This is a genomic window from Modestobacter sp. SYSU DS0875 (assembly GCF_054050915.1).
On sequence record NZ_JBJHAH010000002.1, the window covers coordinates 31,553 to 57,685 of the forward strand.

The 26,133-nt window shown below is 75.0% G+C and carries 22 protein-coding genes, 1 tRNA gene and 1 pseudogene; 8 read left to right on the forward strand and 16 right to left on the reverse strand.

The window, feature by feature from the left end:
- Position 1: 1 nt before the first annotated feature.
- Both ACI79Y_RS01225 and sodN read right to left on the reverse strand, forming a co-directional pair.
- Positions 2-667 carry a phosphatidylserine decarboxylase gene (locus ACI79Y_RS01225; RefSeq protein WP_457156744.1) on the reverse strand — a complete coding sequence of 222 codons (666 nt, stop codon included), beginning with the start codon at positions 665-667 and terminating at the stop codon, positions 2-4.
- A 134-nt stretch (positions 668-801) separates the two neighbouring features.
- A complete protein-coding gene (sodN, locus tag ACI79Y_RS01230) occupies positions 802-1,206 on the reverse strand; it encodes a superoxide dismutase, Ni (protein ID WP_457156745.1) in 405 nt (134 codons plus the stop codon).
- Positions 1,207-1,349: 143 nt separating this feature from the next.
- On the opposite strand from sodN, the gene ACI79Y_RS01235 reads away from it, so the two are divergent.
- Positions 1,350-1,640, forward strand: a complete 291-nt coding sequence (locus tag ACI79Y_RS01235) for a S26 family signal peptidase (protein WP_457156880.1) — start codon at positions 1,350-1,352, stop codon at positions 1,638-1,640.
- Between the two features lie 45 nt (positions 1,641-1,685).
- Here the strand turns inward: ACI79Y_RS01235 and ACI79Y_RS01240 are convergent.
- The 11 genes and pseudogenes from ACI79Y_RS01240 to ACI79Y_RS01290 form a co-directional block, all read right to left on the reverse strand.
- Positions 1,686-2,660 (reverse strand): annotated as a pseudogene (locus ACI79Y_RS01240) (acyltransferase family protein); the annotation flags it as partial.
- Positions 2,657-3,520, reverse strand: coding sequence for an alpha/beta hydrolase (locus ACI79Y_RS01245; RefSeq protein WP_457156746.1), 864 nt, complete (start codon positions 3,518-3,520; stop codon positions 2,657-2,659). The gene ACI79Y_RS01245 and the pseudogene ACI79Y_RS01240, both read right to left, overlap by 4 nt.
- Before the next feature lie 62 nt (positions 3,521-3,582).
- Positions 3,583-4,278 (reverse strand): response regulator, encoded by a 696-nt coding sequence (locus tag ACI79Y_RS01250; RefSeq protein WP_457083675.1) that lies wholly within the window; start codon positions 4,276-4,278, stop codon positions 3,583-3,585.
- Positions 4,275-5,543, reverse strand: a complete 1,269-nt coding sequence (locus ACI79Y_RS01255) for a sensor histidine kinase (protein ID WP_457156747.1) — start codon at positions 5,541-5,543, stop codon at positions 4,275-4,277. Before ACI79Y_RS01255 ends, ACI79Y_RS01250 begins: the two co-directional genes overlap by 4 nt.
- A gap of 70 nt (positions 5,544-5,613) precedes the next feature.
- Positions 5,614-6,318, reverse strand: coding sequence for a metal-dependent hydrolase (locus ACI79Y_RS01260; RefSeq protein ID WP_457156748.1), 705 nt, complete (start codon positions 6,316-6,318; stop codon positions 5,614-5,616).
- A gap of 80 nt (positions 6,319-6,398) precedes the next feature.
- A complete protein-coding gene (locus tag ACI79Y_RS01265; protein ID WP_457156749.1) occupies positions 6,399-7,592 on the reverse strand; it encodes a multidrug effflux MFS transporter in 1,194 nt (397 codons plus the stop codon).
- Between the two features lie 70 nt (positions 7,593-7,662).
- Positions 7,663-7,848 carry a DUF6104 family protein gene (locus ACI79Y_RS01270; RefSeq protein ID WP_457083668.1) on the reverse strand — a complete coding sequence of 62 codons (186 nt, stop codon included), beginning with the start codon at positions 7,846-7,848 and terminating at the stop codon, positions 7,663-7,665.
- Between the two features lie 17 nt (positions 7,849-7,865).
- Complete coding sequence (locus ACI79Y_RS01275; RefSeq protein ID WP_457156750.1) at positions 7,866-11,783, reverse strand: multifunctional oxoglutarate decarboxylase/oxoglutarate dehydrogenase thiamine pyrophosphate-binding subunit/dihydrolipoyllysine-residue succinyltransferase subunit; 3,918 nt, start codon at positions 11,781-11,783, stop codon at positions 7,866-7,868.
- A 154-nt stretch (positions 11,784-11,937) separates the two neighbouring features.
- Positions 11,938-12,738, reverse strand: a complete 801-nt coding sequence (locus ACI79Y_RS01280; protein ID WP_457156751.1) for an ankyrin repeat domain-containing protein — start codon at positions 12,736-12,738, stop codon at positions 11,938-11,940.
- 19 nt (positions 12,739-12,757) lie between these two features.
- Positions 12,758-13,522, reverse strand: coding sequence for an ABC transporter permease (locus ACI79Y_RS01285; RefSeq protein ID WP_457156752.1), 765 nt, complete (start codon positions 13,520-13,522; stop codon positions 12,758-12,760).
- Positions 13,519-14,535: an ABC transporter ATP-binding protein gene (locus ACI79Y_RS01290; protein WP_457156753.1), complete on the reverse strand. Its 1,017-nt coding sequence runs from the start codon at positions 14,533-14,535 to the stop codon at positions 13,519-13,521. Before ACI79Y_RS01290 ends, ACI79Y_RS01285 begins: the two co-directional genes overlap by 4 nt.
- A gap of 262 nt (positions 14,536-14,797) precedes the next feature.
- Between ACI79Y_RS01290 and ACI79Y_RS01295 the strand changes: the two genes are divergently transcribed.
- Complete coding sequence (locus ACI79Y_RS01295) at positions 14,798-15,820, forward strand: adenylate/guanylate cyclase domain-containing protein (protein ID WP_457156754.1); 1,023 nt, start codon at positions 14,798-14,800, stop codon at positions 15,818-15,820.
- Positions 15,821-15,869: 49 nt separating this feature from the next.
- Positions 15,870-17,507 (forward strand): ABC-F family ATP-binding cassette domain-containing protein, encoded by a 1,638-nt coding sequence (locus ACI79Y_RS01300; RefSeq protein ID WP_457156755.1) that lies wholly within the window; start codon positions 15,870-15,872, stop codon positions 17,505-17,507.
- Positions 17,508-17,582: 75 nt separating this feature from the next.
- Here the strand turns inward: ACI79Y_RS01300 and ACI79Y_RS01305 are convergent.
- The 3 genes from ACI79Y_RS01305 to ACI79Y_RS01315 all read right to left on the reverse strand — a co-directional run bounded on the left by ACI79Y_RS01305 (position 17,583) and on the right by ACI79Y_RS01315 (position 19,167).
- A tRNA-Arg gene (locus ACI79Y_RS01305) sits at positions 17,583-17,657 on the reverse strand.
- A gap of 81 nt (positions 17,658-17,738) precedes the next feature.
- Entirely contained in the window at positions 17,739-18,419 is a 681-nt protein-coding gene (locus ACI79Y_RS01310) for a DUF305 domain-containing protein (protein WP_457156756.1), read from the reverse strand.
- Between the two features lie 79 nt (positions 18,420-18,498).
- Positions 18,499-19,167, reverse strand: coding sequence for a DUF3105 domain-containing protein (locus ACI79Y_RS01315; protein WP_457156757.1), 669 nt, complete (start codon positions 19,165-19,167; stop codon positions 18,499-18,501).
- Positions 19,168-19,413: 246 nt separating this feature from the next.
- On the opposite strand from ACI79Y_RS01315, the gene argS reads away from it, so the two are divergent.
- Genes argS through thrB form a run of 5 tightly spaced genes read left to right on the forward strand, consistent with a single transcriptional unit; the run spans position 19,414 to position 25,870 of the window.
- The gene (argS, locus tag ACI79Y_RS01320; protein WP_457140402.1) at positions 19,414-21,075 is read left to right on the forward strand and encodes an arginine--tRNA ligase; all 1,662 of its coding nucleotides are present in this window, start codon (positions 19,414-19,416) and stop codon (positions 21,073-21,075) included.
- On the forward strand, positions 21,072-22,577 hold the full coding sequence (gene lysA / locus ACI79Y_RS01325; RefSeq protein ID WP_457140401.1) for a diaminopimelate decarboxylase: 1,506 nt from the start codon (positions 21,072-21,074) through the stop codon (positions 22,575-22,577). The genes argS and lysA overlap by 4 nt, the downstream gene beginning before the upstream one ends.
- Positions 22,574-23,875 (forward strand): homoserine dehydrogenase, encoded by a 1,302-nt coding sequence (locus ACI79Y_RS01330; protein WP_457156758.1) that lies wholly within the window; start codon positions 22,574-22,576, stop codon positions 23,873-23,875. Before lysA ends, ACI79Y_RS01330 begins: the two co-directional genes overlap by 4 nt.
- Positions 23,872-24,966, forward strand: a complete 1,095-nt coding sequence (gene thrC, locus ACI79Y_RS01335; RefSeq protein WP_457156759.1) for a threonine synthase — start codon at positions 23,872-23,874, stop codon at positions 24,964-24,966. The genes ACI79Y_RS01330 and thrC overlap by 4 nt, the downstream gene beginning before the upstream one ends.
- Entirely contained in the window at positions 24,959-25,870 is a 912-nt protein-coding gene (thrB, locus tag ACI79Y_RS01340; protein WP_457156760.1) for a homoserine kinase, read from the forward strand. The genes thrC and thrB overlap by 8 nt, the downstream gene beginning before the upstream one ends.
- Positions 25,871-26,133 lie beyond the last annotated feature (263 nt).

Consider the following 26,133-nt stretch of genomic DNA (forward strand, 5'->3'; position numbering starts at 1 on the left):
CTCAGGCCGGCCGGGACCAGCGCGCGATGACGGTCTCGCCGCCCCGCACCCGCTGGCCCTCGGTGACGGTGACCGTGCACTCACGCGGTACGAACACGTCCATCCGCGACCCGAACTTCATCAGCCCGATCCGTTCTCCGGTGGCCACCTGCTGACCTTCCCGCACCCGGGTGACGATCCGCCGGGCGAGCACGCCGACGATCTGGCGGAACACCACGGTGCGGTCGCCGTCGGCCAGCCACAGCTCGCTGCGCTCGTTCCGGTGCGCGCTCTCCTTGCGGTACGCGGCGAGGAAGCTGCCCGGCCGGTAGCTGGCGGAGGTGATCCGGCCCCGGTAGGGCGACCGGTTGACGTGCACGTCGACGACGGAGAGGAAGACGCTGACCTGCTGCCAGTCACCCTTCGGGGCGACACCGGGCTGGGGCTCCCCGGCCACCATCACCACGCCGTCGGCGGGGGAGACGACCTCGTCGTCCGGCGGTGGCACGGCGTCGCATCGTCGATCCGGGTCACGGAAGAAGACCGCCATGTAGCCGGTGAGGGCCAGGAACGGCCACGCCGCCAGCCGGACCGGCCGGGACCCGGTGGCGCGGCCCACGGCGGACAGCGCCGCCGCGGTGGCCGACGGAACGGCGAGGAAGGGCCAGCCGGCCCGGTCGATGTGCATCGCAGACCGAGGTTACCGGGCTGTGACCGGGCGTTCGCGGTGGCGGCGTGGCGGACTGCCCCGGAGACGCCACTGCCGGGCGCCCGCGGTCGCGGGGCCCGGCAGTGACGGCCTTGTGCAGCGGGGTCCGCTGCTCAGGCAGCGGCCTTGGTCTCCCAGAAGATCTTGTCGATCTCGGCGATGTAGTCGAGCAGCTTCTGACCCTCGGCGGGGTCCATGCTGCCCTTGCCGCCGGCGGCGCCGGCCTGCTTGGTGGCCTTGTTGAACAGCTCGTTCAGCTGCGGGTACTTCTCGAAGTGCGGGGGCTTGAAGTAGTCGGTCCACAGCACCCACAGGTGGTGCTTGACCAGGTCGGCCCGCTGCTCCTTGATCATGATCGCCCGGGTCCGGTAGACCGGGTCCTCGTTGCTCTGGTACTTCTCCTGGATGGCCTTCACCGACTCGGCCTCGATGCGGGCCTGGGCCGGGTCGTAGACGCCGCAGGGGAGGTCGCAGTGCGCGGTGGCCTCCACGGCGGAGAACATGCGGAACAGACGCATGGGGGTGCCTCCGGGTTCGTGGGGATGGATCTTCTGCGACCCTACCCGCGGTGATCAGCGTGAACACGTCCAACGGTGGCGGCACCGAGGAGCCCCCCGGGCTGCCCACCCCGTGGGTGCTGGCCCGGGTCAGCGGGCCGTCGATGTCCCCGACACTGCGGTCCGGTGACCGGCTGCTGGTCCGCCGGCTGCGCCGCCTGGGGACGGTCCGCCCCGGCGACGTGGTGCTCGCCCGGTTCCCCTCCCGGCCGGAGCTGCTGGTGGTCAAACGCGCGCGCCGGCCGCTCGCGGACGGCCTCTGGTGGGTGGAGGGGGACAACCCGTTCGTCGCCGACGACAGCCGGTCGTTCGGTCCGGCGCTCGTGGTCGGACGCGTCGTGGTCCGGCTGCGGCCCCGCCCGGGGCGTCTCCCGCAGGCTCCGCCGCCCGGCTGACCGCCGACCCGCGGCCACCGCCGAGGCCAGGAGCACCACCCCGGCCAACCAGGCGCAGCGGGCCAGCACCCACCCCGGCCCGTCGGGCACCCCGTGCAGCCCGGCCAGCGGGCCCAGCGGCAGGGTCACCAGCCACAGGCCGACGAGCAACGGCAGGTGCAGCAGGAACAGCGGCAGCGCCAGCCGGGTCGCCGTCCGCACGGCCCGGGCGCGGCCCAGCGCGCCCAGCCGGGGGAGCAGCAGGGCCGCCAGTCCGGCCTGCGCCAGACAGAGGCAGACGGTCGCGGCCGACGGCGGGTCCAGGTTCGAGCCCTCCTGACCGCGGACCCCGACCGCGCTCACCGGCAGGTCGCCGACGGCCACCAGCAGCACCACCCCGGTCAGGCCACCGGCGATCAGCAGCAGCGCCGTCGGGCGGGGCAAGGGCCGCCGGGCCAGGGCCACGCCCAGCTGCCAGGGCACCCACCAGCCGGTGAGCACCGCCGTGTGCGCCAGCACCGGACCGCCCAGCGGCGCGGCCAGCGCCAGCACGGCCGGCACCGCGGCGGCGGCCGTGCCCAGCCGGTCGTCCAGCCGGAGCATCAGCGGGGTGGCCGCCACCAGGGTGAGGTGCACCGCCAGGAACCACAGCGGGCTCAGCGAGAGCAGGACGATCGTCCGCACGACGCCCTGGGCCGTGCCGTGCAGGGCGAGCGCCAGGGCGACCACCCCCACCCCGGCGGCCACCGCGGCGACCGGTGCGGCCACGGCGCGCACCCGCTGCCACCACCAGGCCGGCACGCCGTTCCCGGCGGTCGCCCGGCTGCGGGCCGCGGCGGCCCCGGCGACCAGGAAGAACAGGCCCAGCGTCTGGAACAGCCAGCTGACTGGTGCCAACGCCGGCATCGTGCGCAGCGGGCTGTCCAGGGCGACCGCACCGCCGGGTTGCAGGGCCGGGGCCGTCACCAGCCAGTGGCCGAGCACCACCCCGGCGGTCGCCAGCACCCGCAGCGCGTCCAGGCCCGGGTCGCGGCGGTTCATCGGGCCGCCGCCTCGACCGGCGCAGCGGCGTCCGGCGTCCGGCCCAGGCACACCGCGGCCACTCCCGCGAGCGCCGCGGAGCCCGGCCTGAAGTAGCCGTCGTGGCCGGAGGTCCCGGCGACCGGCAGCGCCCGGGCGCCGAACGCCGCGCCGGCCGGATCGGCACCGTGGCCGAGGTCGCCGAGCCGCACCGACGGGAGCCGCCCGATCCAGTCACCCGCCGTCCGGGCCGCCCACACGCGTGCTCCGGTGCGCAGGTCGGCCACCGAGGCGGCGCGCGCGCCCGGGCTGCCCAGCAGCACCAGGTCGTCGGCGGGGACCTCCGGTGCGGCCAGCGCCGCGACCACCGCGCCGTAGCTGTGCCCCACCACGGTGACGTGCGCCCCGCCGTCCTCGAGCTCCTCGACGAAGGGGACCAGCGCCGCCGCCCCGGCCCGGGCGAGCCGCCCGGTGGCGGCGTCGACGCCGACCCCCTCCGGCGTCGGATACCCGACCCAGAGGACGACGGCGAGGTCGGCGCCCCCGGCCCCGGCCAGGCTGCGGGCCCAGCCGAGGGGGCGCCGCTGCGGATCGGCGGGGTCGTGCAGGGTGCGCAGGTCGATGTCCGACCCCGGGACCAGCACGGCGACGTGGTCACTGGTCGCCGGGTCGCCGATCGCGAGCACGGCGAGGCCGCGCCCGCGTGGGTCACAGCCGAGGACGTCGACCGGCCCGAGCCGCCGGGCGAGCTCCGCGGCACAGGCCTGGTCCAGGCCCACCGGCTCGGGGACGGGGGCGGCCGCCGCCGGGGGCAGCAGCGTCGTCGCCACCACCGCCAGCGCGCCGAGCACCGAGGTCAGCGGTCGCGAGAGGATCTCCACGACGACTGATCCTGGACACGGCCGGCCCCGGAGTCGTCACGCTGCGGAGCCGACCCGGGGTGCTACCGGGGTGCTCCTCCACCCGGGACCGCCACCCCGGTCTCGTACGCCAGTACCACCGCCTGGGCCCGGTCCCGTAGCCCCAGCTTGGTGAGCACCCGGCTGACGTGGGTCTTCACCGTCTGCTCGGCGAGCACCAGGTGGTCGGCGATCTCGGTGTTGGACCAGCCACGGGCGATGAGCCCGAGGACCTCGGTCTCCCGTTCGGTGAGCACCGCCAGCCGCTCCTGCTGCGGCGGTACGGCCGGGCGGGCGGCCACGAAGTCGGCGATCAGCCGGCGGGTCACCTGCGGGGCGAGGAGGGCGTCGCCCGCGGCGACCACGCGGACGGCGTTGAGCAGGTCGGCAGCCGGGGCGTGCTTGAGCAGGAAGCCGCTGGCGCCGGCGCGGAGCGCGTCGTAGACGTGGTCGTCCAGGTCGAAGGTGGTCAGCACGAGCACCCGGGGCACGGGGCCCTCCCCGGCCGGCTGTCCCAGCAGCGAGCGGGTCGCCGCCAGCCCGTCCATCACCGGCATCCGCACGTCCATCAGGACGACGTCCGGGGCCGTGCCGGCCCGGGTCAGCTCGGCGTTCAGCCGGAGCGCAGCGGCGCCGTCGCCGGCGGTGCCCACGACCTGCATGTCGGGCTGGGCGGCCAGCAGGGCCGCGAAGCCGTCGCGCACCATCTCCTGGTCGTCGACCAGCATCACCCGGATCACCGTGACCTCCCGTCGGCCGGTGCGGGCTGCAGCGGCAGGGTGGCCTCCACGGCGAAGCCGCCGTCGGCCGTCGGCCCGGCCGTCAGCCCGCCGCCGTGCAGCTCCGCCCGCTCCCGCATGCCCACCAGCCCGACGCCGGCACCGGTCGTCCCCGACCGGTCGCCGGGCCCGTTGACGACCGTCACCCGCAGCTGCCCGTCCTCCGCGACGACCCGCAGGTGCACCGGGGCGCCGGGGGAGTGCCGGGCGGCGTTGGCCAGTGCCTGCTGCGCGATGCGGTACGCGCTGAGCCCCAGGGCAGCCGGGACGGCCGGCTGTTCGACCTCCGCCTCGAGTCGCACGCCCTGGGCCCGGGTGGCGGCGACGAGGTCGGTGAGCGTGGTGAGCCCGGGCTGCGGTGCCCGGTCGGCCGCCTGGTCCTCGGCGCGCAGCACCCCGAGCAGCTGTTGCAGCTCGGCGAGGGCCTGGCGGGCGGTGTCGGCCACGGCGGCGAGCTCGGTGCGGGCCGTCGGCGGGAGGTCCGGCAGCCGGTAGGGGGCGGTCTCCGCGCGGACGGCGATCGCCGACAGCTCGTGGGCGACCACGTCGTGCATCTCCCGGGCGATGCGGGCCCGCTCGGCCAGTGCGCCGCGCTGGGCCAGCGCCGCCTCGGTGCGCACCTGCTCCTCGGCCAGCGCCCGTCGGGCGTCCCACCGGGCGCCCATGCTCATGCCGATGAGCAGCAGCGCGACGACGGCGAGCAGCGAGACCTGCAGGTAGCCGGGGCCGACCTCCCAGGTGGTGCCGAAGCGCCGCAGCAGCAGGACCAGCGCCGAGAGGACCCCGACCACGACCGCCGTCCCGCGGGGGAGCGCCCAGCCCACCGCCAGCAGGACCGGCACCCACAGGCACCACTCCCACGGCTCGAGCAGGGGCGTCGGTCCCGGGGGCGGCTCCAGCACATGGGGGGTGAGCAGCAGCCACAGGGTCATCAGCCGCCAGCCGTCCAGCGGCCGCCGCAGCGTGAGGACCAGCGCGGCCACCATCGGCAGGCACCACAGGAAGGCGAGCCCACCGGCCGCCCGGCCGGCGTCGATCTCCACGCTGTTGGCGGCCAGCGCGACGACCAGGCCGTAGAGCGCGACCGCCGCGGTCAGCAGCCGCCGCGCCCGCCGGGACCGGGTGGACCACGGGAGCGGCCCCGACGGTGAGACCCCGCCGACCGCGCGGCCCAGCGCACGGGGGACGGCGCGCAGCCGGTCTGCGGGACGTGGGTCGGGCACCACGCGGTCACCGTAGGGCCTGGCCCGGTGGACCGGGCCGCACGGCGGGGCCGGCCTCCTCCGGGGGTGGTGGTCAGCCCAGCCGCTCCAGCAGCGGGTCGACCAGCTCGCGCGCACCGGTGTTCAGGTAGAGGAGGACCAGCGTCGCGGCGCCGAACAGCGGGGCCAGCACCGCCTTCTCCAGCGTCGTGCCGGTGTGCAGGTGCACCGGGTTGAGTCGGGCGCGGCGCAGCAGCCAGAAGACGGGGACCGGCACGCCTTCCTTGGTGAGCGCGTCGCCGGCGATGTGGGTCAGCACCCCGACGACGACCGCCCACGGCAGCCACGCCGGGCTGGGGCTGTGCGCGAGCAGCAGCCATGCGCCGCCCCAGGAGATCACCAGGTTGCCGAGGACGGTGTTCTCGGCCCGGCCGGGGATGACGAAGTGCAGTGCCCGCAGCGCCAGCCCGATGGCCAGGGCGAGCAGCAGCAGGCTCGACCAGTGCTGCCAGGCGGCGGCGGAGGCGAGCAGCCCGAAGGCCAGCGGCCCGAGGACGGCGTCGTGGGTGCCCCACCGGTGCCCGCGGGCGACCGTGTTGACCAGCCCGGACGGCAGGTCGGTGAGCGGCCCCCACATCCGGGAGATGGTGGACCCGCGCTGGTCCAGGTCGGGCAGCATGGCGAACCCGCCCGCGGCGGCCACCCAGGCCACCTGGGCGATCGTCCCCTCGACCGGGGCCCAGGGCAGTGTCGCGGCGCCGGCGGCCAGGCCGGAGAGCGCGTGGGAGTGACCGAGCACGCACGGAGCGTGCCGCCGGGGTCCGGGATCGCGGGGGAGGCGCGCGGAGGTGGGCCCGCCGCGGGTGACCGTGCAGCCGGTCAGGCCGCCGTGCGCACCTGCTCCTGGTCGCTGCCGGTCGCGGCACGCACCCGGCCCAGGACGACGGCGGCCAGCCACCCCAGCGAGGCGAAGCCGACCATCACCGCCGCCATCGGCACCAGCGTGCCGGGCGCGCCGAACCCGGCCAGAGGTGCGCCGAGCCCGGCCAGTGCGAACTGCGCCGTGCCGACCAGCGCCGACGCCGTCCCGGCCATCCGGGCGGCGTCCGCCATGGCCAGCGCCGTCGCGTTCGGCAGCACGAGGCCGTTGGCGGAGACCACCAGGAAGAGCATCGGCAGCACCAGGGGCAGCCCGGCGCCGGCCAGCGCGCCGACGAGCAGCACGGTGCTGCCGACCACCTCCACGCTGAGCCCGGTGATCAGGAGCGTGCGGGACCCGAGCCGGCGGACCAGCAGCCGCGACAGCTGCCCGGCGAGGACGATGCCGATCCCGTTGACGGCGAAGACCAGGCTGAACTGCTGGGCGCTGAGCCCCTGCCCCGACTGCAGCACGAACGAGGAGCTGGAGATGTAGGTGAACAGGGTGCCGAAGCCCAGTCCCTGGGCCAGCACCGCACCGACGAAGGCCCGACGGCCCAGCAGCCGGCGGGCGTTGCGCGCGGTGGTGCGGAACCCGCCCGCGACCCGCCGTTCCGGCGGAAGGGTCTCCGGCAGCCGCCACAGGCTGGCCAGGAACAGCACGACCCCGATGCCGGTGAGCGCGACGAAGACGCCGCGCCAGTCGGTGAACCGCAGCAGCTGCGCACCGGCCACCGGGGCGAGCACCGGCGCCGCGCCCATGATGGAGGCGAGCACCGCGAACGCGCGGGCGGCCTCGGCACCCTCCAGGCGGTCCCGGACCACCGCCCGGGCGAGCACGATGCCGGCTGCCCCGGCGACGCCCTGGAGCAACCGGATGGCCGACAGCACCCACACGTCGGGGGAGAGGGCGCACAGCAGCGAGGCCAGCGCGTAGGCGCCCACCCCGACGAGCACGGGAACCCGTCGCCCGAGCCGGTCCGACAGCGGGCCGACGACCAGCTGGCCGAGGGCCAGCCCCAGCGCGACCGCGGTCAGCGTCAGCTGGGTGGCCGACTGCCCCGCGTCGAACTCGCGCTCCAGGGTGGGCAGCGCCGGCAGGTACAGGTCCATCGACAGCGGACCGAAGGCGGACAGGGCACCCAGCAGGACCATCAGGCCCCGGCCTGCGGGGCGCTCCCTCCGCGGGCGAGCAGAGGGAGCGCCCGTCACTCGTCGTCCCGCGTCACTCGTCGTCGAGGTCGTCGGTGCCGCCGCGGGCCAGCCAGGTGGCCAGCCGCTCGACCGGCACCTCGAAGTCCGGGTGCTGGTCGACGAAGGCCTGCAGCTGGTCGGCCAGCCAGGCGAGGCTGACCTCCTCCTCGCCCCGCCGGCCCGCCAGCTCCTCGATTCCGCGATCGGTGAAGTACACGGCCGTGCTCCCGCGGGTCAGTCGCTGAACGCCTGGGCGACCAGCTGGCGCTGCTCGACCTCGTGCACCTTTGCCGAACCGACCGCCGGGCTCGCCGAGGCCTTCCGGGAGACCCGGCGCAGCGTCCGGCCCCCGGTCAGGTGCTCGGGCAGGTTGCAGGCCATGAACTGCCAGGCGCCCATGTTCGCCGGCTCCTCCTGCGCCCAGACGACGTCGGTCGCGTTCGGGTACTGCGCCAGCGCCTCGGTGATCTCCTCGGCCGGCAGCGGGTAGAGCTGCTCGACCCGCAGGACGGCGGTGTCGGTGCGGCCCTCGGACTCCCGCTGGGACAGCAGCTCGTAGCTGACCTTGCCGCTGCACAGCAGCACCCGGCGCACCCCGGCGGGGTCCAGCGGCGAGCCGCCGACCCCCGGGTCGGGCAGGACCGGGCGGAACCGCTGCTCGGTGAAGTCCTCGACCGAGCTGACCGCGGCCTTGGCGCGCAGCAGCGACTTCGGCGTGAACACCACCAGCGGGCGGTGCACCTCCGACAGCGCCTGACGGCGGAGCAGGTGGAAGTAGTTCGCCGGTGTCGAGCAGTTGGCGACCGTCATGTTGTTCTCGGCCGACAGCTGCAGGAACCGCTCGATCCGCCCGCTGGAGTGGTCGGGGCCCTGGCCCTCCAGACCGTGCGGCAGCAGCAGGACGACGCCGGAGCGCTGCCCCCACTTGGCCTCGCCGGAGCTGATGAACTCGTCGATGACCATCTGCGCGCCGTCGACGAAGTCACCGAACTGGGCCTCCCAGAGCACCAGCGCCTTCTGGTTGGCCACCGAGTAGCCGTACTCGAAGCCGAGCGCGGCGTACTCGCTCAGCAGCGAGTCGTAGACGAAGAACTTCGCCTGGTCCTCGGTCAGGTGCGCCAGCGGGGTGTGCTCGGCGGCGGTCTCCCGGTCGATGAGCACCGAGTGCCGCTGCACGAAGGTGCCGCGCCGGGAGTCCTGACCGGCGAGCCGGACCGGCACGCCCTGCATCAGCAGCGACCCGAAGGCCAGCAGCTCGCCCATCGCCCAGTCGATGCCGCCCTCGCTGGCCATCGCCGCCCGGCGCTCCAGCATCCGCTGCAGCTTGGGGTGCACGGTGAAGTCCGTCGGCAGCGAGACGTGCGCGTCGCCGATGGTCTTGAGCACCTCGCGGGTGATGGCGGTGTCGACCGTCATCTCCTGCGGCGACCGCGGGTCCATCACCGGCTCCGGCGTGGAGGAGTCGCGGGCGTCGTGGGTCTCGGCGAAGGCCCGCTCCAGCTGGTCGCGGTAGTCCTTCAACGCCTCCTCGGCCTCGGCGAGGGTGATGTCGCCCCGGCCGACCAGCGCCTCGGTGTACAGCTTCCGCACCGAGCGCTTGCGGTCGATGATGTCGTACATAAGCGGCTGGGTCATCGAGGGGTCGTCGCCCTCGTTGTGCCCGCGCCGGCGGTAGCAGACCAGGTCGATGACGACGTCCTTGTTGAACGCCTGCCGGTAGTCGACGGCCAGCCGGGCGACCCGCACGCAGGCCTCGGGGTCGTCACCGTTCACGTGGAAGACCGGGGCGCCGATCATGCGGGCGACGTCGGTCGAGTAGAGCGTCGAACGCGACTGGGCCGGGCTGGTGGTGAAGCCGACCTGGTTGTTGATGACCACGTGCACGGTGCCGCCGGTGCGGTAGCCGCGCAGCTGCGAGAGGTTCAGGGTCTCCTGCACCACGCCCTGCCCGGCGAAGGCCGCGTCGCCGTGCAGCAGCACGGGCAGCACGGTGAAGCCGCCCTCACCCTTGTCGATCATGTCCTGCTTGGCCCGCACGATCCCCTCGAGGACCGGGTTGACCGTCTCCAGGTGGCTGGGGTTGCTGGCCAGCGAGACGGCGAGCCGGCGGCCGTCGTGGTCGAAGGTGCCCTCGGCGCCGAGGTGGTACTTCACGTCGCCGGAGCCCTGCACGGTGCCCGGGTCGATGTTGCCCTCGAACTCCCCGAAGATCTTCGAGTAGCTCTTGCCCAGCACGTTGGCCAGCACGTTCAGCCGGCCACGGTGGGCCATGCCGATGGCGACCTCGTCGAGGCCGTGCTCGGTGGAGGAGGTGAGCACCTCGTCGAGCAGCGGGATGACCGACTCGCCGCCCTCGAGGCTGAAGCGCTTCTGCCCGACGTACTTGGTCTGCAGGAAGGTCTCGAACGCCTCCGCGGCGTTCAGCCGGCCGAGCACCCGCTTCTGCTTCTCCCGGGTGGGCTGGTCGTGCTTGACCTCGATGCGCTCCTGGAGCCAGCGGCGCTCCTCGGGGTCGGTGATGTGCATGTACTCGATGCCGACGGTGCGGCAGTACGACTGGCGCAGCACGCCGAGGATGTCGCGCAGCAGCATGGTCCGCTCGCCGGCGAAGCCGCCGACCGGGAACTGCCGGTCGAGGTCCCACAGGGTCAGCCCGTGCTGGACGATGTCCAGGTCGGGGTGGGTGCGGACCTTGAACTCCAGCGGGTCGGTGTCGGCCATCAGGTGGCCGTTGCGCCGGTAGGCCTCGATGACCTCGATGACGCGGGCGTTCTTGTCGATCTGGCCTTCGTGGCTGACCCGCTTGTCCGGCACCCAGCGGACCGGCTCGTAGGGCACCCGCAGGGAGCGGAAGACGTCGTCGTAGAAGCCGTCCTCGCCCAGCAGCAGCTGGTGCATCCGGCGCAGGAAGTCGCCGGACTCCGCGCCCTGGATGACCCGGTGGTCGTAGGTCGAGGTGAGCGTGATGATCTTCGAGACGGCCATCTCGGCCAGCGCCTCGGGGCTCATCCCCTGGAACTCGGCCGGGTAGTCCATCGCCCCGACGCCGACGATCGTGCCCTGACCGGTGGTCAGCCGCGGCACCGAGTGGTTGGTGCCGATCGTGCCCGGGTTGGTCAGGCTGACCGTGGTGCCGGAGAAGTCGTCCATCGTCAGCTTGTTGGCGCGGGCCCGCCGGATGATGTCCTCGTAGGCGCCCCAGAACTCCGCGAAGTCCATCGTCTCGGCGGCCTTGATCGAGGCGACGACGAGGGAGCGGGAGCCGTCCGGCTTGGGCAGGTCGATAGCCAGCCCGAAGTTGACGTGCTCGGGCCGCACCAGCACCGGCTTGCCGTCGACCTCGGCGAAGGAGTTGTTCATGTTCGGGAAGGCGTCCAGCGCCCGGACCAGCGCGTAGCCGATCAGGTGCGTGAAGGAGACCTTCCCGCCGCGGGCGCGGGCCAGGTGGTTGTTGATGACGATCCGGTTGTCGACCAGGAGCTTGGCCGGGACCGCACGCACGCTCGTGGCCGTCGGGACGGTCAGCGAGGCGTTCATGTTCTTGACCACGCTCGCGGCGGCGCCGCGCAGCGGGGTGCGCGTCGGGCCCTCCCCGGCGTCGGCGGCCGGCTTCGCGGCGCCGGGCTTGGCCGCCGGCTTGGCCGGTGCGGCGGGCTGCTGCTGCGAGGCTCGCTCGGCGGCGCGGTTGACCACGGTTCCCTCCGAGCGGGGGTCGGCGATGGGGGCCCGGGAGACCTGCTCCTCGGTGCTGGGGGCTGACGTGCTGGGCCGGTCGGCCGGAGCCGCCGCGTCGGTCGGCGGAGCGGCCGGGGCCGACCGCGTGCCGGACGCCTGGGGTGCGGGCGCAGCCGGGGTGGCACGGGAGGCGACCTCGCGCTCGGGCGCAGGGGAGGCGTAGCTCGTCGCGGTGGGGACGGCGCCGGGCGTCGGTGCCGAGGGCTCCTCCGGCGCGGACGACCCGGCGGGCGACCGGTCCTGCCCGTCGGCGACCGGGCTGCCCGGCCGGTAGTCGGCGAAGAAGTCGTGCCAGGCCTGGTCCACGCTCCGTGGATCGGCGAGGTACTGCTGGTACATCTCCTCGACCAGCCACTCGTTGGTGCCGAAGCCCGCCACCGGGTTGCTGTTGGAGGCGGACGGCTGGGATGAGCTCACGCTTGACACGGGGCGGAGTGCCTTCTTCGTCGGTGGACGTCGTTGGACCGGTGTCCGACTCTACGCCCGCCCGTTGTGCCGAGGATCGTTCGACGTGAGGTGCCGCACGTGTCCCGGCTCACCGGTCCCAGGGGTCCCGCGAGCGGCAGGTGCGTCACCCGCCGGCCCCCGCCGCGCGCAGCAGCCCCAGCACCTCGTCGACGGCCGTCGGGTCGGCGCCGGGAGCGGCTCCCGCCTGGCCGCGGGCTCTGGTCACCCGGGCGATGTCCAGTGCGCTGGCGCCGTCGGCGGTGGTGGCGTCGACGTCGGCCCCGGCCGCCAGCAGCAGCTGCACGGTGGCCGCTGCGCCCTCGCCCGCGCCGGCGACCGCGCTGTGCAGCGGTGTGCGGCCGCTGTCGGGGTCGCGGGCGTCGACCGGCGCACCGGCGGTCAGCAGCAGGCCGACGACCGGGGCCGCCCCGGCCGCCGCGGCGGCGTGCAGCGCCTCGCCGTCCGGAGCGGCACCGCGGCCCAGGAGCAGCCGTGCGGCGGGGGTCGAGCCGCCCCGGGCGGCCCAGGTGAGCAGGCTGGTGCCGGCCGTCGGGTCGTGCAGCGGCGCGCCGCCGTCCAGCTGCGCCACCAGCGCCGGGACGTCGCCGAGGAAGGCGGCGGTCGCGGTGTCGACCGGGATGCCCAGCTCGCGCAGGACCACCACCAGCTCCGGGGCGTCGGTGAGCGCGACCTGCAGCGGCGTGCGGCCCTCCTCGGTGGTCGCACCCGGGTCGGCGCCGGCACCGAGCAGCTCGGTGACGACCTCCGGCCGTCCGGCCGCGACGGCCAGGTGCAGCGGGGTCCAGCCGTCCTCCCCGCCGCGCTCGACGGTCGCGGCGAGCAGCTGCGGCTGTTCGGTGACCGCTCTCCGCACCTCGGCCGGGTCGCCGGCGTCGATCAGCAGGGCCAGCCGCTGCGCGGTCATCCGGGGCGTCATCGTGAGGTCAGACCACGTCTCGGCGCACTGCCAGCAGGGTGCCCAGCACCGCGGCCACCAGGCCGTAACCGAGCAGCAGCAGGCCGCCCTGCCACGCGTCGAGCAGGTCGTCGCTCCCGTTGAACGTCGCGGTCATCGCCTCCAGTGCGCCGCCGGGCAGCCACTTGTAGGCACCCGAGATGGCCGGGATGGCCTGGATGATCGTCTCGACGACGAACAGGTAGACCAGCGTGCCGACGATCGCGCCGACCTGGTTGCGCACCAGGGCGCCGATCCCGACACCGATCACCGTGTAGACCACCAGGGCGGCGCCGGCGCCGAGGACCACCTGCAGGTTGTCCCCGCTGAGCGAGGGTGCATCGCCACGGGCGCCGGCGTACACCAGCACCACCGCGATGTTCACCGCCAGCACCACCAGAGCCATCGGGACGGCGGCGAGCGCGTAGGCGATCAGCTTGGCGACGACCACCCGACCACGCTGCGGAGTGGTGAGGAAGGTCGGCGTCGCGGTTCGGTGCCGGTACTCCTGGGTGGTGCCGATGATGCCCAGCACCACGAACAGGATGGTCGCGTTGGCCGCCACGGCGAAGGCGAGCTGCTCGTACTGGGGGGTCCCGAGCGGCGGCGGCCCGCCCTGCTCCGGCGCATCGCCGGCGAAGGCGGTGAACAGCGCCGCGAAGCCCCCGGCCAGCAGGCAGGAACCGAGCAGCAGCCCGATCCACACCCGCGTGGTGAGCAGCTTGAGCCACTCCGCGCGCACCAGCCGGGTCATCGGGCCGTCCCCTCGGTCTGCGCCGGGGAGCCCGCGGCGTACTGCTCCTGCCCGGCGGTGAGCCGGAAGTAGACCTCCTCGAGGCCGCTGGTCTGCGCCCGCAGCTCGTGCAGCTCCACACCGCCGGCGAAGGCGCGGTGCCCCACCTCGTCGGTCGCCATCCCGCCCACGGTCACGCCGTCGGGCCCGGTGGGCGTCACCGTCGCACCGGCGGCGCGCAGCAGCTCGGCCAGCTGGACCACCTGGGGGCTGCGGGCCAGCACTGTGCCGCCGCCGGAGCCACCGCGCAGGTCGGCCAGCGAGCCCTCGCGGACCAGCTTGCCGGCGCCCACGATGACCACCCGGTCGGCGGTCTGCTCCACCTCGGCGAGCAGGTGGCTGGAGACCAGGACCGTGCGGCCCTCCTCGTGGGCCAGGTGGCGCAGGAAGCCGCGCAGCCACTGGATGCCCTCCGGGTCCAGCCCGTTGGCCGGCTCGTCGAGCACCAGCACCTGCGGGTCGCCGAGCAGGGCGGTGGCCAGCCCCAGGCGCTGGCGCATGCCCAGCGAGTAGCCGCCGGCGCGCCGCTTCCCCGCCGGTCCCAGCCCGACCCGGGCCAGCACCTCGTCCGCGCGGACGGCGGGCAGCCCCGCGGCGGCGGCGTAGACACGCAGGTGGTCCCGGCCGCTGCGGGCCGGGTGGAACGCCGTCTCCAGCACCGCACCGACCCGGCGCAGCGGCTCGGAGAGCTGGGCGTAGGGCGTGCCGTTGAAGGTCGTCGTCCCGCTGTCGGCGGTGATCAGGCCCAGCGCCATCCGCAGCGTCGTGGTCTTGCCGGCGCCGTTGGGACCGAGGAACCCGGTCACCTGGCCGGGCTCGACGGTGAAGCTCAGGCTGTCGACGGCGCGGACGGCACCGAAGGACTTGGTGAGGCCGCGGACCTCGACCCGTACGGGGTCGGTCCGGGCGCTGCTGGGGCTGGCGATCTCGGGCTCCTGAGGTCGGCGGGTTCGCGCACTCCGCCGCTCATCCAAGCGCAACCGGAAGCGGCGCGGGGTGTCCCGGGGCGTGCGGCGTGGCGCCGCCCGGACGTGACCGCCGGCACAGTGCGGACGCCGGATTGGTAGGTTCCGCCCTCGTGAACGCCTCCCGCGCCGCCGCCGGGCGCCCGCGGCCCACGCGGGCCGACCGCTGACGGAGACCGGCCCGGGCGAGCCCCCCGGACTGCCGGCGGCCGCCCGGGAGGAGCTCGAGCGGCTGCTGCTCGCCGGCCCTCGTCGGTACACCCGCCGGCAGGTGGCCGAGCTGGCCGGGATGCCCGCCGAGCGCACCCAGCGGTTGTGGCGCGCGCTCGGCTTCGCCGACGTCGCCGACGACGACCCGGCCTTCACCGACGCCGACGTGACCGCGCTGGCCCGGTTGTCGGCGCTGATCGACTCCGGCCTCGTCGACCCGCAGACCGAGGCGTCCATCGCCCGGGCGATGGGGCAGGCGCTGTCGCGGCTCGCCGACTGGCAGACCGACCTGCTCGCGGCCCGGCTCGCCGAGGCCGGCGCGGACGCCGGGGCCGGGGTGGACGCCGGGACCGGGGTGGAGGCGGGGGTCGCGGCCGAGGTGCTGCGCTCCACCGAGGCGCTGCTGCCGCTGATGAGCGAGCTGCAGGACTACGTGTGGCGGCGGCACCTGGCCGCGAACGCCGGGCGGCTGGCGCTCACCTCTGGTGCCGACCGCCGCGAGCTGGCGGTGGGCTTCGTCGACCTGGTCGGCTACACCTCCCGCAGTCGTGGCATGGGCGGCCGGGAGCTGGGCGTCATGGTCGAGGACTTCGAGGGCCTGGCCGCCGACGTCATCGCGCGGCACCGCGGCCGGGTGGTGAAGACCGTGGGCGACGGCGTGCTGTTCACCTGCGCCGACGCCGTCGACGCGGTGGAGATCGCGCTGCGGCTGCCGGTGGAGTGGTCGGCCGAGGACCGCCCGCCGCTGCGCGTGGGGGCGGCCTACGGTCCGGTGCTCACCCGGCTGGGCGACGTCTACTCGCCGGTGGTGAACCTGGCCAGCCGGCTGACCTCGATCGCGCACCCCTCGACGGTGCTGGTCGACCGCGAGCTCGCCCGCCGGTTGCTCGGCTCGCCGGCCTACCGGGTCCGCCCCCTGCGGCAGGTCTCGGTGCGCGGCTACGACCAGCTGCAGCCCTGGCTGGTCCGCCGTCGCGAGGACGGCGACCCACCCGGCGTGGCCGCGTTGGAGGAGCTGCTGGACGAGATCGCCCGGGACGTGCTCGGGCGCGGCACCGACGAGCCACCGGCCGGCGGGGACTGACCGGGGAACCCGGTCGACCGCCGCCCGGAGCGGTGGGCACGATGTGCGGGTGTCCGCCACCCTGCTGGCCCGCGGCCTCGCCGCCGGCCACGGCGCCCGTGTCCTGTTCACCGGCCTCGACCTCGTCGTGGCCCCCGGCGACGTCGTCGGCCTGGTGGGGGTCAACGGCGCCGGCAAGTCCACCCTGCTGCAGACCCTGGCCGGCCAGCAGCCCGCCGAGTCCGGGGACGTCGTCCTCTCCCCGCCCTCGGCCACCGTGGGCTACCTGCCCCAGGAGCACGAGCGGCGCCCCGGCGAGACGGTGCTCGACGCCCTCGCCCGCCGGACCGGGGTCGCCGCGGCGCAGCAGGCCTTGGACGCCGCGACCGAGGAGCTGACCGCCGGGACACCGGGCTCCGACGACGCCTACGGCGACGCGCTGGAGCGGTGGCTGGCCCTGGGCGGTGCCGACCTCGCCGAGCGGGCCGAGGAGGTGGTGGCCACCGTCGCGCACGGCGTCGCCCTGGACGCCGCGATGACCGGGCTCTCCGGCGGTCAGGCTGCCCGGGTCGGGCTGGCCTCGCTGCTGCTGTCCCGCTACGACGTGCTGCTGCTCGACGAGCCGACCAACGACCTGGACCTCGCTGGGCTGGACCAGCTGGAGCGGTTCGTCACCGGGCTGCGGGCCGGGGTGGTGCTGGTCAGCCACGACCGCGAGTTCCTCGCCCGCACCGTCACCCGGGTGGTGGAGCTCGACCTCGCCCAGCAGCTGGTCCGGGTGCACGACGGCGGCTACGAGGCCTACCTCGCCGAGCGGGAGGTGGCCCGCCGGCACGCCCGCGAGGAGTACGACGAGTACGCCGACACCAAGGCCTCGCTGGAGTCGCGGGCGCGGATGCAGCGCAACTGGATGGCCAAGGGCGTCCGGGACTCGATCAAGAAGTCCAAGGACGGCGACAAGCACATCAAGGCGGCCAACCGGTCCTCCTCGGAGAAGCAGGCCGCGAAGGCGAAGCAGACCGAACGGCGGATCGAGCGCCTCGAGGTGGTCGAGGAGCCGCGGAAGGAGTGGGAGCTGCGGATGGAGATCGCCGCGGCGCCGCGGGCCGGTGCCGTGGTGGCGACGCTGCGCGGCGCCGTCGTCCGGCGCGGCGGGTTCGCCCTGGGCCCCGTCGACCTGCAGGTCGACTGGGGCGACCGCGTGGCGATCACCGGCGCCAACGGGTCGGGCAAGAGCACCCTGCTCGCGGCCCTGCTGGGCCGGCTGCCGCTGGACGCCGGCACCGCCGCCCTGGGCCCCGGTGTGCGGCTGGGCGAGGTCGACCAGGCTCGCGGGCTCTTCCTCGACGACGAGCCGCTGGCGGTCGCCTTCGGCCGGCAGGTGCCCGACTGGCCGGACGCCGAGGTGCGCACCCTGCTGGCGAAGTTCGGCCTGCGCGCCGACCACGTGCTGCGCCCGGCGGGCACGCTGTCGCCGGGGGAGCGCACCCGGGCGGCGCTGGCACTGCTGCAGGCGCGCGGGGTGAACGTGCTGGTGCTCGACGAGCCGACCAACCACCTGGACCTGCCGGCCATCGAGCAGCTGGAGCAGGCGCTGGCCGACTACCCGGGCACGCTGCTGCTGGTGACCCACGACCGGCGGATGCTCGAGGCGGTGCACACGACGCGGCGGTTGACGGTGGCCGGCGGGCGCGTCACCGAGGGCTGACCACCGCCGGGAGCGCGAACCGCCCCCGGGAACGCGAACGGCCCTCCCGATCAGGTCGGGAGGGCCGTTCGGACGTGGTGCCCCCGGCAGGATTCGAACCTGCGCCCCTGCCTCCGGAGGGCAGTGCTCTATCCCCTGAGCTACGGGGGCTCGTCCACCGGCACCGCTCGCGGCGCCGGGAAGAGACGCTACCAGCCGCGCGCCGGGTGGCGGCCGGTGGGTCGGGCGGGGTCAGGAGAAGGGCAGCGGGGCTGCGCCGCGCTCGCGGAGCATGTCGACCATCGTCGTCGTCTCGGCCGTCTGCGACTGCGCGATCGAACGTGCCAGCCCGCGGACGACGTCGACCTCGGCGTGCTCCTCGCCGTACTCGGCCATCTCGAGCCCGCCCTGGTGGTGACGGGTCATCAGCTGGAGGAACCGCACGTCGAACTCCGTGCCGGTCAGCGACCTCAGCTCGGCCAGCTCCTCCTCGGTGGCCATGCCCGGCATGGGGCGACCGTCGGTCGTCGCGTGGTGGGCGTGACCGTCACCGGCCATCCAGGCCATCACGTCCCGGTTGGTGGCCGGCAGCCCCCACAGCGAGAGCCAGCCCCGCATGCGCCCGGCCTGGCCGGTCTGGGTGGCGGAGATGTCGAACGCCAGCTGCCGCACCTCGGGGTCCTCGCTCCGCTGCAGTGCCAGGTTGGCCATCTCCACCGCCTGCAGGTGGTGCCGGGACATGTCCTGGGCGAAGCCGGCGGACACCGAGTCCGCCGAGGGCTCGTCGGTGCGACCGATGCCCAGGGCCACGGCCAGCCCGCCCCCGGCGACCAGCAGCCCCACCGCGATCACCGCGACGAGGGCCGCCGGCAGCCAGCGACGGGATCGGGTCCGGGCGGGGACGGCCTGGTCGATCGTCTGGTCGGGGTCCATCGGGGTCACCTCGGGGTCAGGTGCGTGAGCTGCGAGCGGGGCACCGGTCCGGAGCACGCCGGGCCGGCGTCGACGACGGTCAGGACTCGCCGTCGGTGGGCACGTCTGCGGTCGCCGACCGGCTGGCGTCACCGGCGGTGAGGGGGGCGCTCAGGAAGCCCGGGTTCTCGCAGCTGGCGTTGGGCTCGGGGTAGAGGACGGTGCCGTCCTCGTCCTGGCCGAAGACGAAGAAGTCGATGTACTGCTCGACCCGCGGGTCGCTGGCGGAGTCCACGGTCAGCTGGTGGTTCCAGGACTGCAGGCTGATCGGCGCGGGCAGGCCGTCGAACGGCGACAGCATGAGCCCTGCGTTGCCCTCGACCAGGTCCTCCAGCGTGGACAGCTCGTCGTCGCCGATCGCCGCGGGGTCGTAGGTGATCCAGACGGCCCCGTGCTCGAGCGCGTGCACGGCGTTCTCGGACCGGATCTGCTCGGCGTAGACGGTGCCGGTGCAGTCGGCCCACTCGCCGTCGTGCGGGCCGCCCACCGGCGGGGTCTCGCTGTACTCCACCGGCGTGGACACGTGCTCCTGACCGGCGGCGTAGTCGAACACCTGCACGCCCTCGAGCTGGTCGGCGGAGGTGATCCGGTTGGCGTTGGACCGGTTCACCGTGATGACGGCGTAGGTGAGGATGGCGGCGGCGAAGACCGCGACGGCGACCGCCGCGGCGATCAGCCCCCACGGCCGCTGCGGGGCGACCACGTTCACCGGCGGACGGGTGCGCCCGCGCCCGCCGGACCGCTGGGCCCCCGACCCCCCGCGGGAGGCGCCGCCGGACGGGCGACCGGTTCCGGGCTTGGGGTCCTTGGCCAACTGCCTCTCCTCGCTGCGGTGCTGCTCCGCGGGCGCCTGGTGCCCCCGCAGGTCGCTGCCGGGGCCTGGCCCGGGCGGGGGCGAGTGTAGGTCGCTGACCTGTGCGGCCCGGGCCGCCGAGCCGCTCAGTACGCTCGCCGGGTGACACCCGAGCAGCTCAGTGACGTCGTCCGGTCCGCTGTCGCGGCGGCCGTGGAGCGCGGCGACCTCGCCGTCGCCGTCCCGGAGGACGTCGTCATCGAGCGCCCGAAGAACCCCGAGCACGGCGACTACGCCACCAACGTGGCGCTCCGGCTGGCCAAGCCGGCCGGGCGGCCGCCGCGCGAGGTGGCCGAGCTGCTGGCCGGGCAGCTGCGCGAGCACGAGGGCGTGGCGGCGGTCGACGTCGCCGGCCCCGGCTTCCTCAACGTCACCCTGGCCAAGGACGCCCTGGGGCAGATCGCCGTCCGGGTGGTGACCGCGGGCGAGGCCTACGGGCGCACCGAGGTGCTGGCGGGGCAGCGGCTGAACCTGGAGTTCGTCTCGGCCAACCCCACCGGCCCGGTGCACATCGGCGGCACCCGCTGGGCGGCGGTCGGTGACGCGCTGGGCCGGCTGCTGGAGGCCTCCGGCGCCGACGTCACCCGCGAGTACTACCTCAACGACGCCGGTGCCCAGATCGACCGGTTCGCCCGCAGTCTCCAGGCGGCGGCGCTGGGCCGGCCGGTCCCGGAGGACGGCTACGCGGGGGAGTACATCGGCGAGATCGCCGGCCAGGTGCTGGCCGCCGAGCCGGGGCTGCTGGAGCGGCCGGAGCCGGAGCAGGTCCCGGTCTTCCGGACGCGGGGCGTCGAGCTGATGGTGGCCGAGATCCGCAGCTCGCTGGCCGCGCTCGGCGTCGAGTACGACGTCTTCTTCTCCGAGCTGAGCCTGTACTCCTCCGGTGCGGTGGAGAAGGCGGTGCAGCGGCTGCGCGACCAGGGGCACGTCTACGAGGCCGACGGCGCGGTCTGGCTGCGCACGACGACGTTCGGCGACGACAAGGACCGGGTGCTGGTCAAGGCCGACGGGGAGACGACGTACTTCGCCTCCGACTGCGCCTACTACCTGGACAAGCGCGAGCGTGGCTTCGACAAGGTCGTGATCATGCTCGGCGCCGACCACTCGGGCTACGTCGGCCGGTACAAGGCGCTGGTCGCGGCCACCGGCGACGACCCGGACACCAACCTGGAGATCCTCATCGGCCAGCTGGTCAACCTGCTGCGCAACGGCGAGCCGGTGCGGATGAGCAAGCGGGCCGGCACCGTCGTCCTCCTGGACGACCTGGTCGAGGCGGTCGGCGTGGACGCCGCCCGCTACGCGCTGGCCCGGGCCTCGGTCGACCAGCAGATCGACATCGACATCGACCTGTGGACCCGGAAGACCAACGACAACCCGGTCTTCTACGTCCAGTACGCGCACGCCCGGATCTCCTCGGTGCTGCGCGGAGCGGCCGACCTGGGGCTGACGCTGGGCGAGGCCGGCGACGTCGACCCCGCCGCGCTGGCGCACCCCCGCGAGGGCGACCTGCTGCGCGCGCTCGGCGACTTCCCCCGGGTGGTCGCCTCGGCCGCCGAGCTGCGCGCGCCGCACCGGGTGGCCCGCTACCTGGAGGAGCTGGCCGGCACCTACCACCGGTTCTACGACTCCTGCCGGGTGCTGCCCCGCGGCGACGAGGAGGCGACCCCGGTGACCACCGCGCGGCTGTGGCTGTGCGCGGCCACCGCCACGGTGCTGCGCAACGGCCTGGACGTGCTCGGGGTCTCCGCGCCGGAGCGGATGTGAGGGCGCACCCGGCCGGTCCGCTGCACGGCACGCTGACCCCGCCCCCCGCCGCGGGCGCCCCGCCCACCGACCTGGGCGCGCTCGACCCGCACGTCTGGCCGCGCTCGGCGACCCGGGTCGACGGCGAGATGCACCTGGGCGGCCGGCCGGTCACCGAGCTGGCCCGGGACCACGGCACCCCGCTGTTCGTGCTGGACGAGGGCGACTTCCGCGGCCGGGCCGCGGACTTCGCCACCGCCTTCGCCGACCCGCAGCTGCCGGCCGACGTGCACTACGCGTCCAAGGCGTTCCTGTGCGGGCAGGTGGCCCGCTGGATCGCCGACGACGGGCTGTTCCTGGACGCCTGCAGCGGCAACGAGCTCGCCGTCGCGCTGGCCGCCGGCTTCCCCGCCGAGCGGATCGCGCTGCACGGCAACAACAAGTCCCTGGTCGAGCTGCAGCTCGCCGTCGACGCCGGGATCGGGCACGTGGTGCTCGACTCCTTCGACGAGATCGAGCGGCTGGTGCCGCTGGCCGAGGCCCGGGTCGCCGCCGGCGGCACGCCGGTGCCGGTGCTCATCCGCAGCACCGTCGGCATCGAGGCGCACACCCACGAGTTCATCGCCACCGCCCACGAGGACCAGAAGTTCGGCTTCTCGCTGGCCACCGGCGACGCGCTGACCGCCGCGGTCCGGGTGATCCGGGAGCCGGCGCTGCACCTGGCCGGCCTGCACAGCCACATCGGCTCGCAGATCTTCGACACCGCCGGCTTCGAGGCCGCCGCGCACCGGGTGGTCGGCCTGCTGGGGCAGGTGCACCAGGCCACCGGCGAGGTGCTCGGCGAGCTGAACCTCGGCGGCGGGTTCGGCATCGCCTACCTGCCCGAGGACGACCCGGTCACCCCCGGGGACGTCGCGGCCAAGCTGCGCACCGTCGTCGCCGCCGAGTGCGCCCAGCTGGGGCTCCCGGTGCCCCGGCTGGCCGTGGAGCCGGGGCGGGCCATCGCCGGGCCGGGCACCGTGACGCTGTACGAGATCGGCACCATCAAGCCGGTCCGGCTGGGCTCCAGCGGCACGCCGGGTGCCCCGCTGGTGCGCAACTACGTCTCGGTCGACGGCGGGATGAGCGACAACATCCGCACCGCCCTCTACGACGCCTCCTACACCTGCGTGCTGGCCAACCGCACCTCCACCGCCGCGCCGGCGCTGTGCCGCGTCGTCGGCAAGCACTGCGAGAGCGGCGACGTGCTGGTCCGCGACCTGTGGCTCCCCTCGGACGTGCAGCCCGGCGACCTGCTCGCCGTCGCCGCCACCGGCGCCTACTGCTGGTCGATGGCGAGCAACTACAACTACCTGCTCAAGCCGCCCGTCGTCGCCGTCCGGGACGGCGCCGCCACCGAGATCGTCCGGCGGCAGACACTGGCCGACGTGTTCGCCCTCGACGCGGTCCTCGCGTCCGTCCCCGCCCCCTCGCCGGCGATCGATCAGCCGGCCCCCGAGCACCCCGCTGGAGCCCGCTCGTGAGTGACTCCCTGAAGGTCGCCCTCCTCGGTTGTGGCACGGTCGGCACTGCGGTGCTGCGGCTGCTGTCCGAGCAGGCCGACGATCTCGCCGCCCGCGTCGGCCGCCGGGTGGAGGTGGCCGGCGTCGCCGTCCGCCGCCCCGACCGGCACCCGGGAGTCCCCGCCGAGCTGCTCACCACCGACGCCGAGGCGCTGGTCACCAGGGACGACGTCGACCTGGTGGTCGAGGTGATCGGCGGCATCGAGCCGGCCCGCACCCTGCTGCTGGCCGCCATCGGCGCCGGCAAGTCGGTGGTCAGCGCGAACAAGGCGCTGCTGGCCGAGGACGGCGTCGCGCTGCACGCCGCCGCCGCCGAGGCCGGCGTCGACCTCTACTACGAGGCGGCGGTGGCCGGGGCCATCCCGCTGCTGCGCCCGCTGCGCGAGTCGCTCGCCGGTGACCAGCTGCGCCGCGTCGTCGGCATCGTCAACGGCACGACGAACTACATCCTGTCCCGGATGGCCGAGACCGGTGCCGGCTTCGGCGAGGCGCTGGCGGAGGCGACCGAGGCCGGGTACGCCGAGGCCGACCCGACCGCCGACGTCGACGGGTTCGACGCCGCCGCGAAGGCCGCCATCCTCGCCTCGCTGGCCTTCCACTCCCCGGTGCGCGCCTCCGACGTGTACCGGGAGGGGATCGCCGCGGTCTCGGCCAGCGACGTCGCCCGGGCCGCGGAGATCGGCTGCACGGTGAAGCTGCTGGCGATCTGCGAGCGGGTGCCGGCCGCCGACGGCGGCGGGGACGACTCGATCGCCGTCCGCGTGCACCCGGCGATGATCCCGACCACCCACCCGCTGGCCGCGGTCGGCGGCGCGTTCAACGCCGTCTTCGTCGAGGCCGACGCCGCAGGCGAGCTGATGTTCTACGGCCAGGGGGCCGGGGGCGAGCCGACCGCCAGCGCGGTGCTCGGTGACCTGGTGGCGGTGGCCCGCAACCGGCTGACCGGCGCCGCCGGCCCGGGCACCACGGGCTACGCCGGGCTGGGCGTGCGGCCGATGGCCGAGACCCCCACCCGGTACCACGTGAGCCTCGACGTCGCCGACGTGCCGGGCGTGCTGGCCACGGTCGCCCAGGAGTTCGCCGCCCAGGGGGTCAGCATCGCCACCGTCCGGCAGGACGGGCACGGCGACGCCGCGACCCTGGTGATCGTGACCCACCGGGCACCGGACGCCGCCCTGGCGACGACGGTGAGCCGGCTGCGGGAGATGGACGCCGTCCGCGGCGTGACGAGCGTGCTGCGCGTGGAGGGCCTGTCATGACCACTGCGGGACTCCGGGGAGCGGTCTCCCCGTACTGGCCGGGGCTGATCGAGGCCTACCGGCACCGGCTGCCGGTGAGCGAGAGCACCCCGGTGGTGACGCTGCAGGAGGGCGCCACCCCGCTGCTGCCCGCCGCCGAGCTCTCCCGCCGCACCGGGTGCGAGGTGTTCCTGAAGGTCGAGGGCGCCAACCCCACCGGGTCGTTCAAGGACCGCGGGATGACCATGGCGATCACCAAGGCGCTGGAGGAGGGCGCGCAGGCGGTCATCTGCGCCTCCACCGGCAACACCAGCGCGAGCGCCGCCGCCTACGCCGCGCGCGCCGGGCTGGTCTGCGCCGTCCTGGTGCCACAGGGGAAGATCGCCACCGGCAAGCTCGCCCAGGCGCTGGTGCACGGGGCCAAGCTGCTGCAGGTCGAGGGCAACTTCGACGACTGCCTGGCGCTGGCGAGCAAGTTGGCCATCGACTACCCGGTGAGCCTGGTCAACAGCGTCAACCAGTACCGGATCGAGGGTCAGAAGACCGCGTCGTTCGAGATCGTCGACGTCCTCGGCGACGCCCCCGACGTCCACTGCCTGCCGGTCGGCAACGCCGGCAACATCACCGCCTACTGGCAGGGCTACCGCGAGTACGCCGCCGACGGCCCGGCCACCCGCACCCCGCGGATGTGGGGCTTCCAGGCGGCCGGCGCGGCGCCGATCGTCACCGGCCGGGTCGTCGAGCAGCCCAGCACCATCGCCACCGCCATCCGGATCGGCAACCCGGCGTCCTGGACCAAGGCGCTGGCCGCCCGTGACGAGTCCGGCGGCCGGATCGACGCGGTCACCGACCGGGCGATCCTCGCCGCGTACCGGCTGCTCGCCCGCTCGGAGGCGGTCTTCGTCGAGCCGGCGTCCGCGGCCTCGGTGGCGGGGCTGCTGCAGGTCGCCGAGGCGGGCGGGCTCGAGCCCGGTCAGCGGGTGGTCTGCACGGTCACCGGCAACGGCCTGAAGGACCCGGAGTGGGCGATCTCGGGCGCACCCGCCCCGGTCACCGTCCCGGTCGACGCCGCGGCCGCCGCCGCCCAGCTGGGCCTCACCACCGGTGGCTGACGGCGTCCGCATCCGGGTCCCGGCGACCAGCGCCAACCTCGGGCCGGCGTTCGACTCCGCGGGCCTGGCCCTGACCTGCTGGGACGAGCTGGAGCTCGCGGTCACCGACGGCGGCCTGACGGTCTCCGTGGCGGGCGAGGGCGAGGCCGACCTGCCCACCGACGAGTCGCACCTGGTCGTGCAGGCATTCCGGGCCGCGTGCGCGGAGCTCGGCTGGTCGCCTCCCGGTCTCCGGTTGTCCGCGACGAACGGCATCCCGCAGGGGCGCGGGATGGGGTCCTCGGCCGCGGCGGTGACCGCGGGGGTGCTCGCCGCCTGGGCGCTGTGCCCCGACGTCGCCGAGGTCGACCAGGCCGCGGTGCTGCGGCTGTGCTCGGCCCTGGAGGGGCACCCGGACAACGTGGCGCCCTGCCTGCTGGGCGGGGCGACCCTGTCCTGGACCACTCCGGCCGGTGCCCGCGCGGTGCGGCTGGCGGTCCGGCCGCAGGTCACCCCGGTGCTCTTCGTCCCCGGGGCGACGCTCTCGACGCACCTGGCCCGCGGGCTGCTGCCCGCATCCGTGCCGCACGCCGACGCCGCCGTGAACGCCGGCCGCGCCGCGCTGCTCGTGCACGCGCTCACCGCCGCCCCCGACCTCCTGCTCGAGGCCACCGAGGACCGGCTGCACCAGGCGCAGCGAGCCCCCGCGATGCCCGACAGCGCCGCTCTGCTCGCCCGGCTGCGTGCCGACGGGCACGCCGCGGTCGTCTCCGGCGCCGGGCCGTGCGTGCTGGTGCTCGCACCCGGCCCCGAGGCGGTCGACGCACTGGCCGGGCACACCCCGAACGGGTGGCGCTGCATGCCCCTGTCGGTGGACGGCGACGGCGCCGTCGTCCACGGGACGGGGCGTGCGGTACGGTTGTGATGCCCGGGAACACACTGGTGGCAGCCGGTGTTGTGGCGTGAGTCGGCCGGCATCTAGGCTGACGACGTAGCCGCCCTCGGGCGAGCCTCACGCGGGACGTTGCAGACGGATGACCCTCTCTCGGTGATCGTCTCCTCGATCCTCGGCCCGCATCCACAGACCCGACGCCTCCGCATGGTCGCCACGAGCCTCCGGGCTCCTGCCGCCCCCGGGACCGGGTCACCTCCTGCGCTGGTAGGCGCAGGTCACCGCAGGGAAGGACC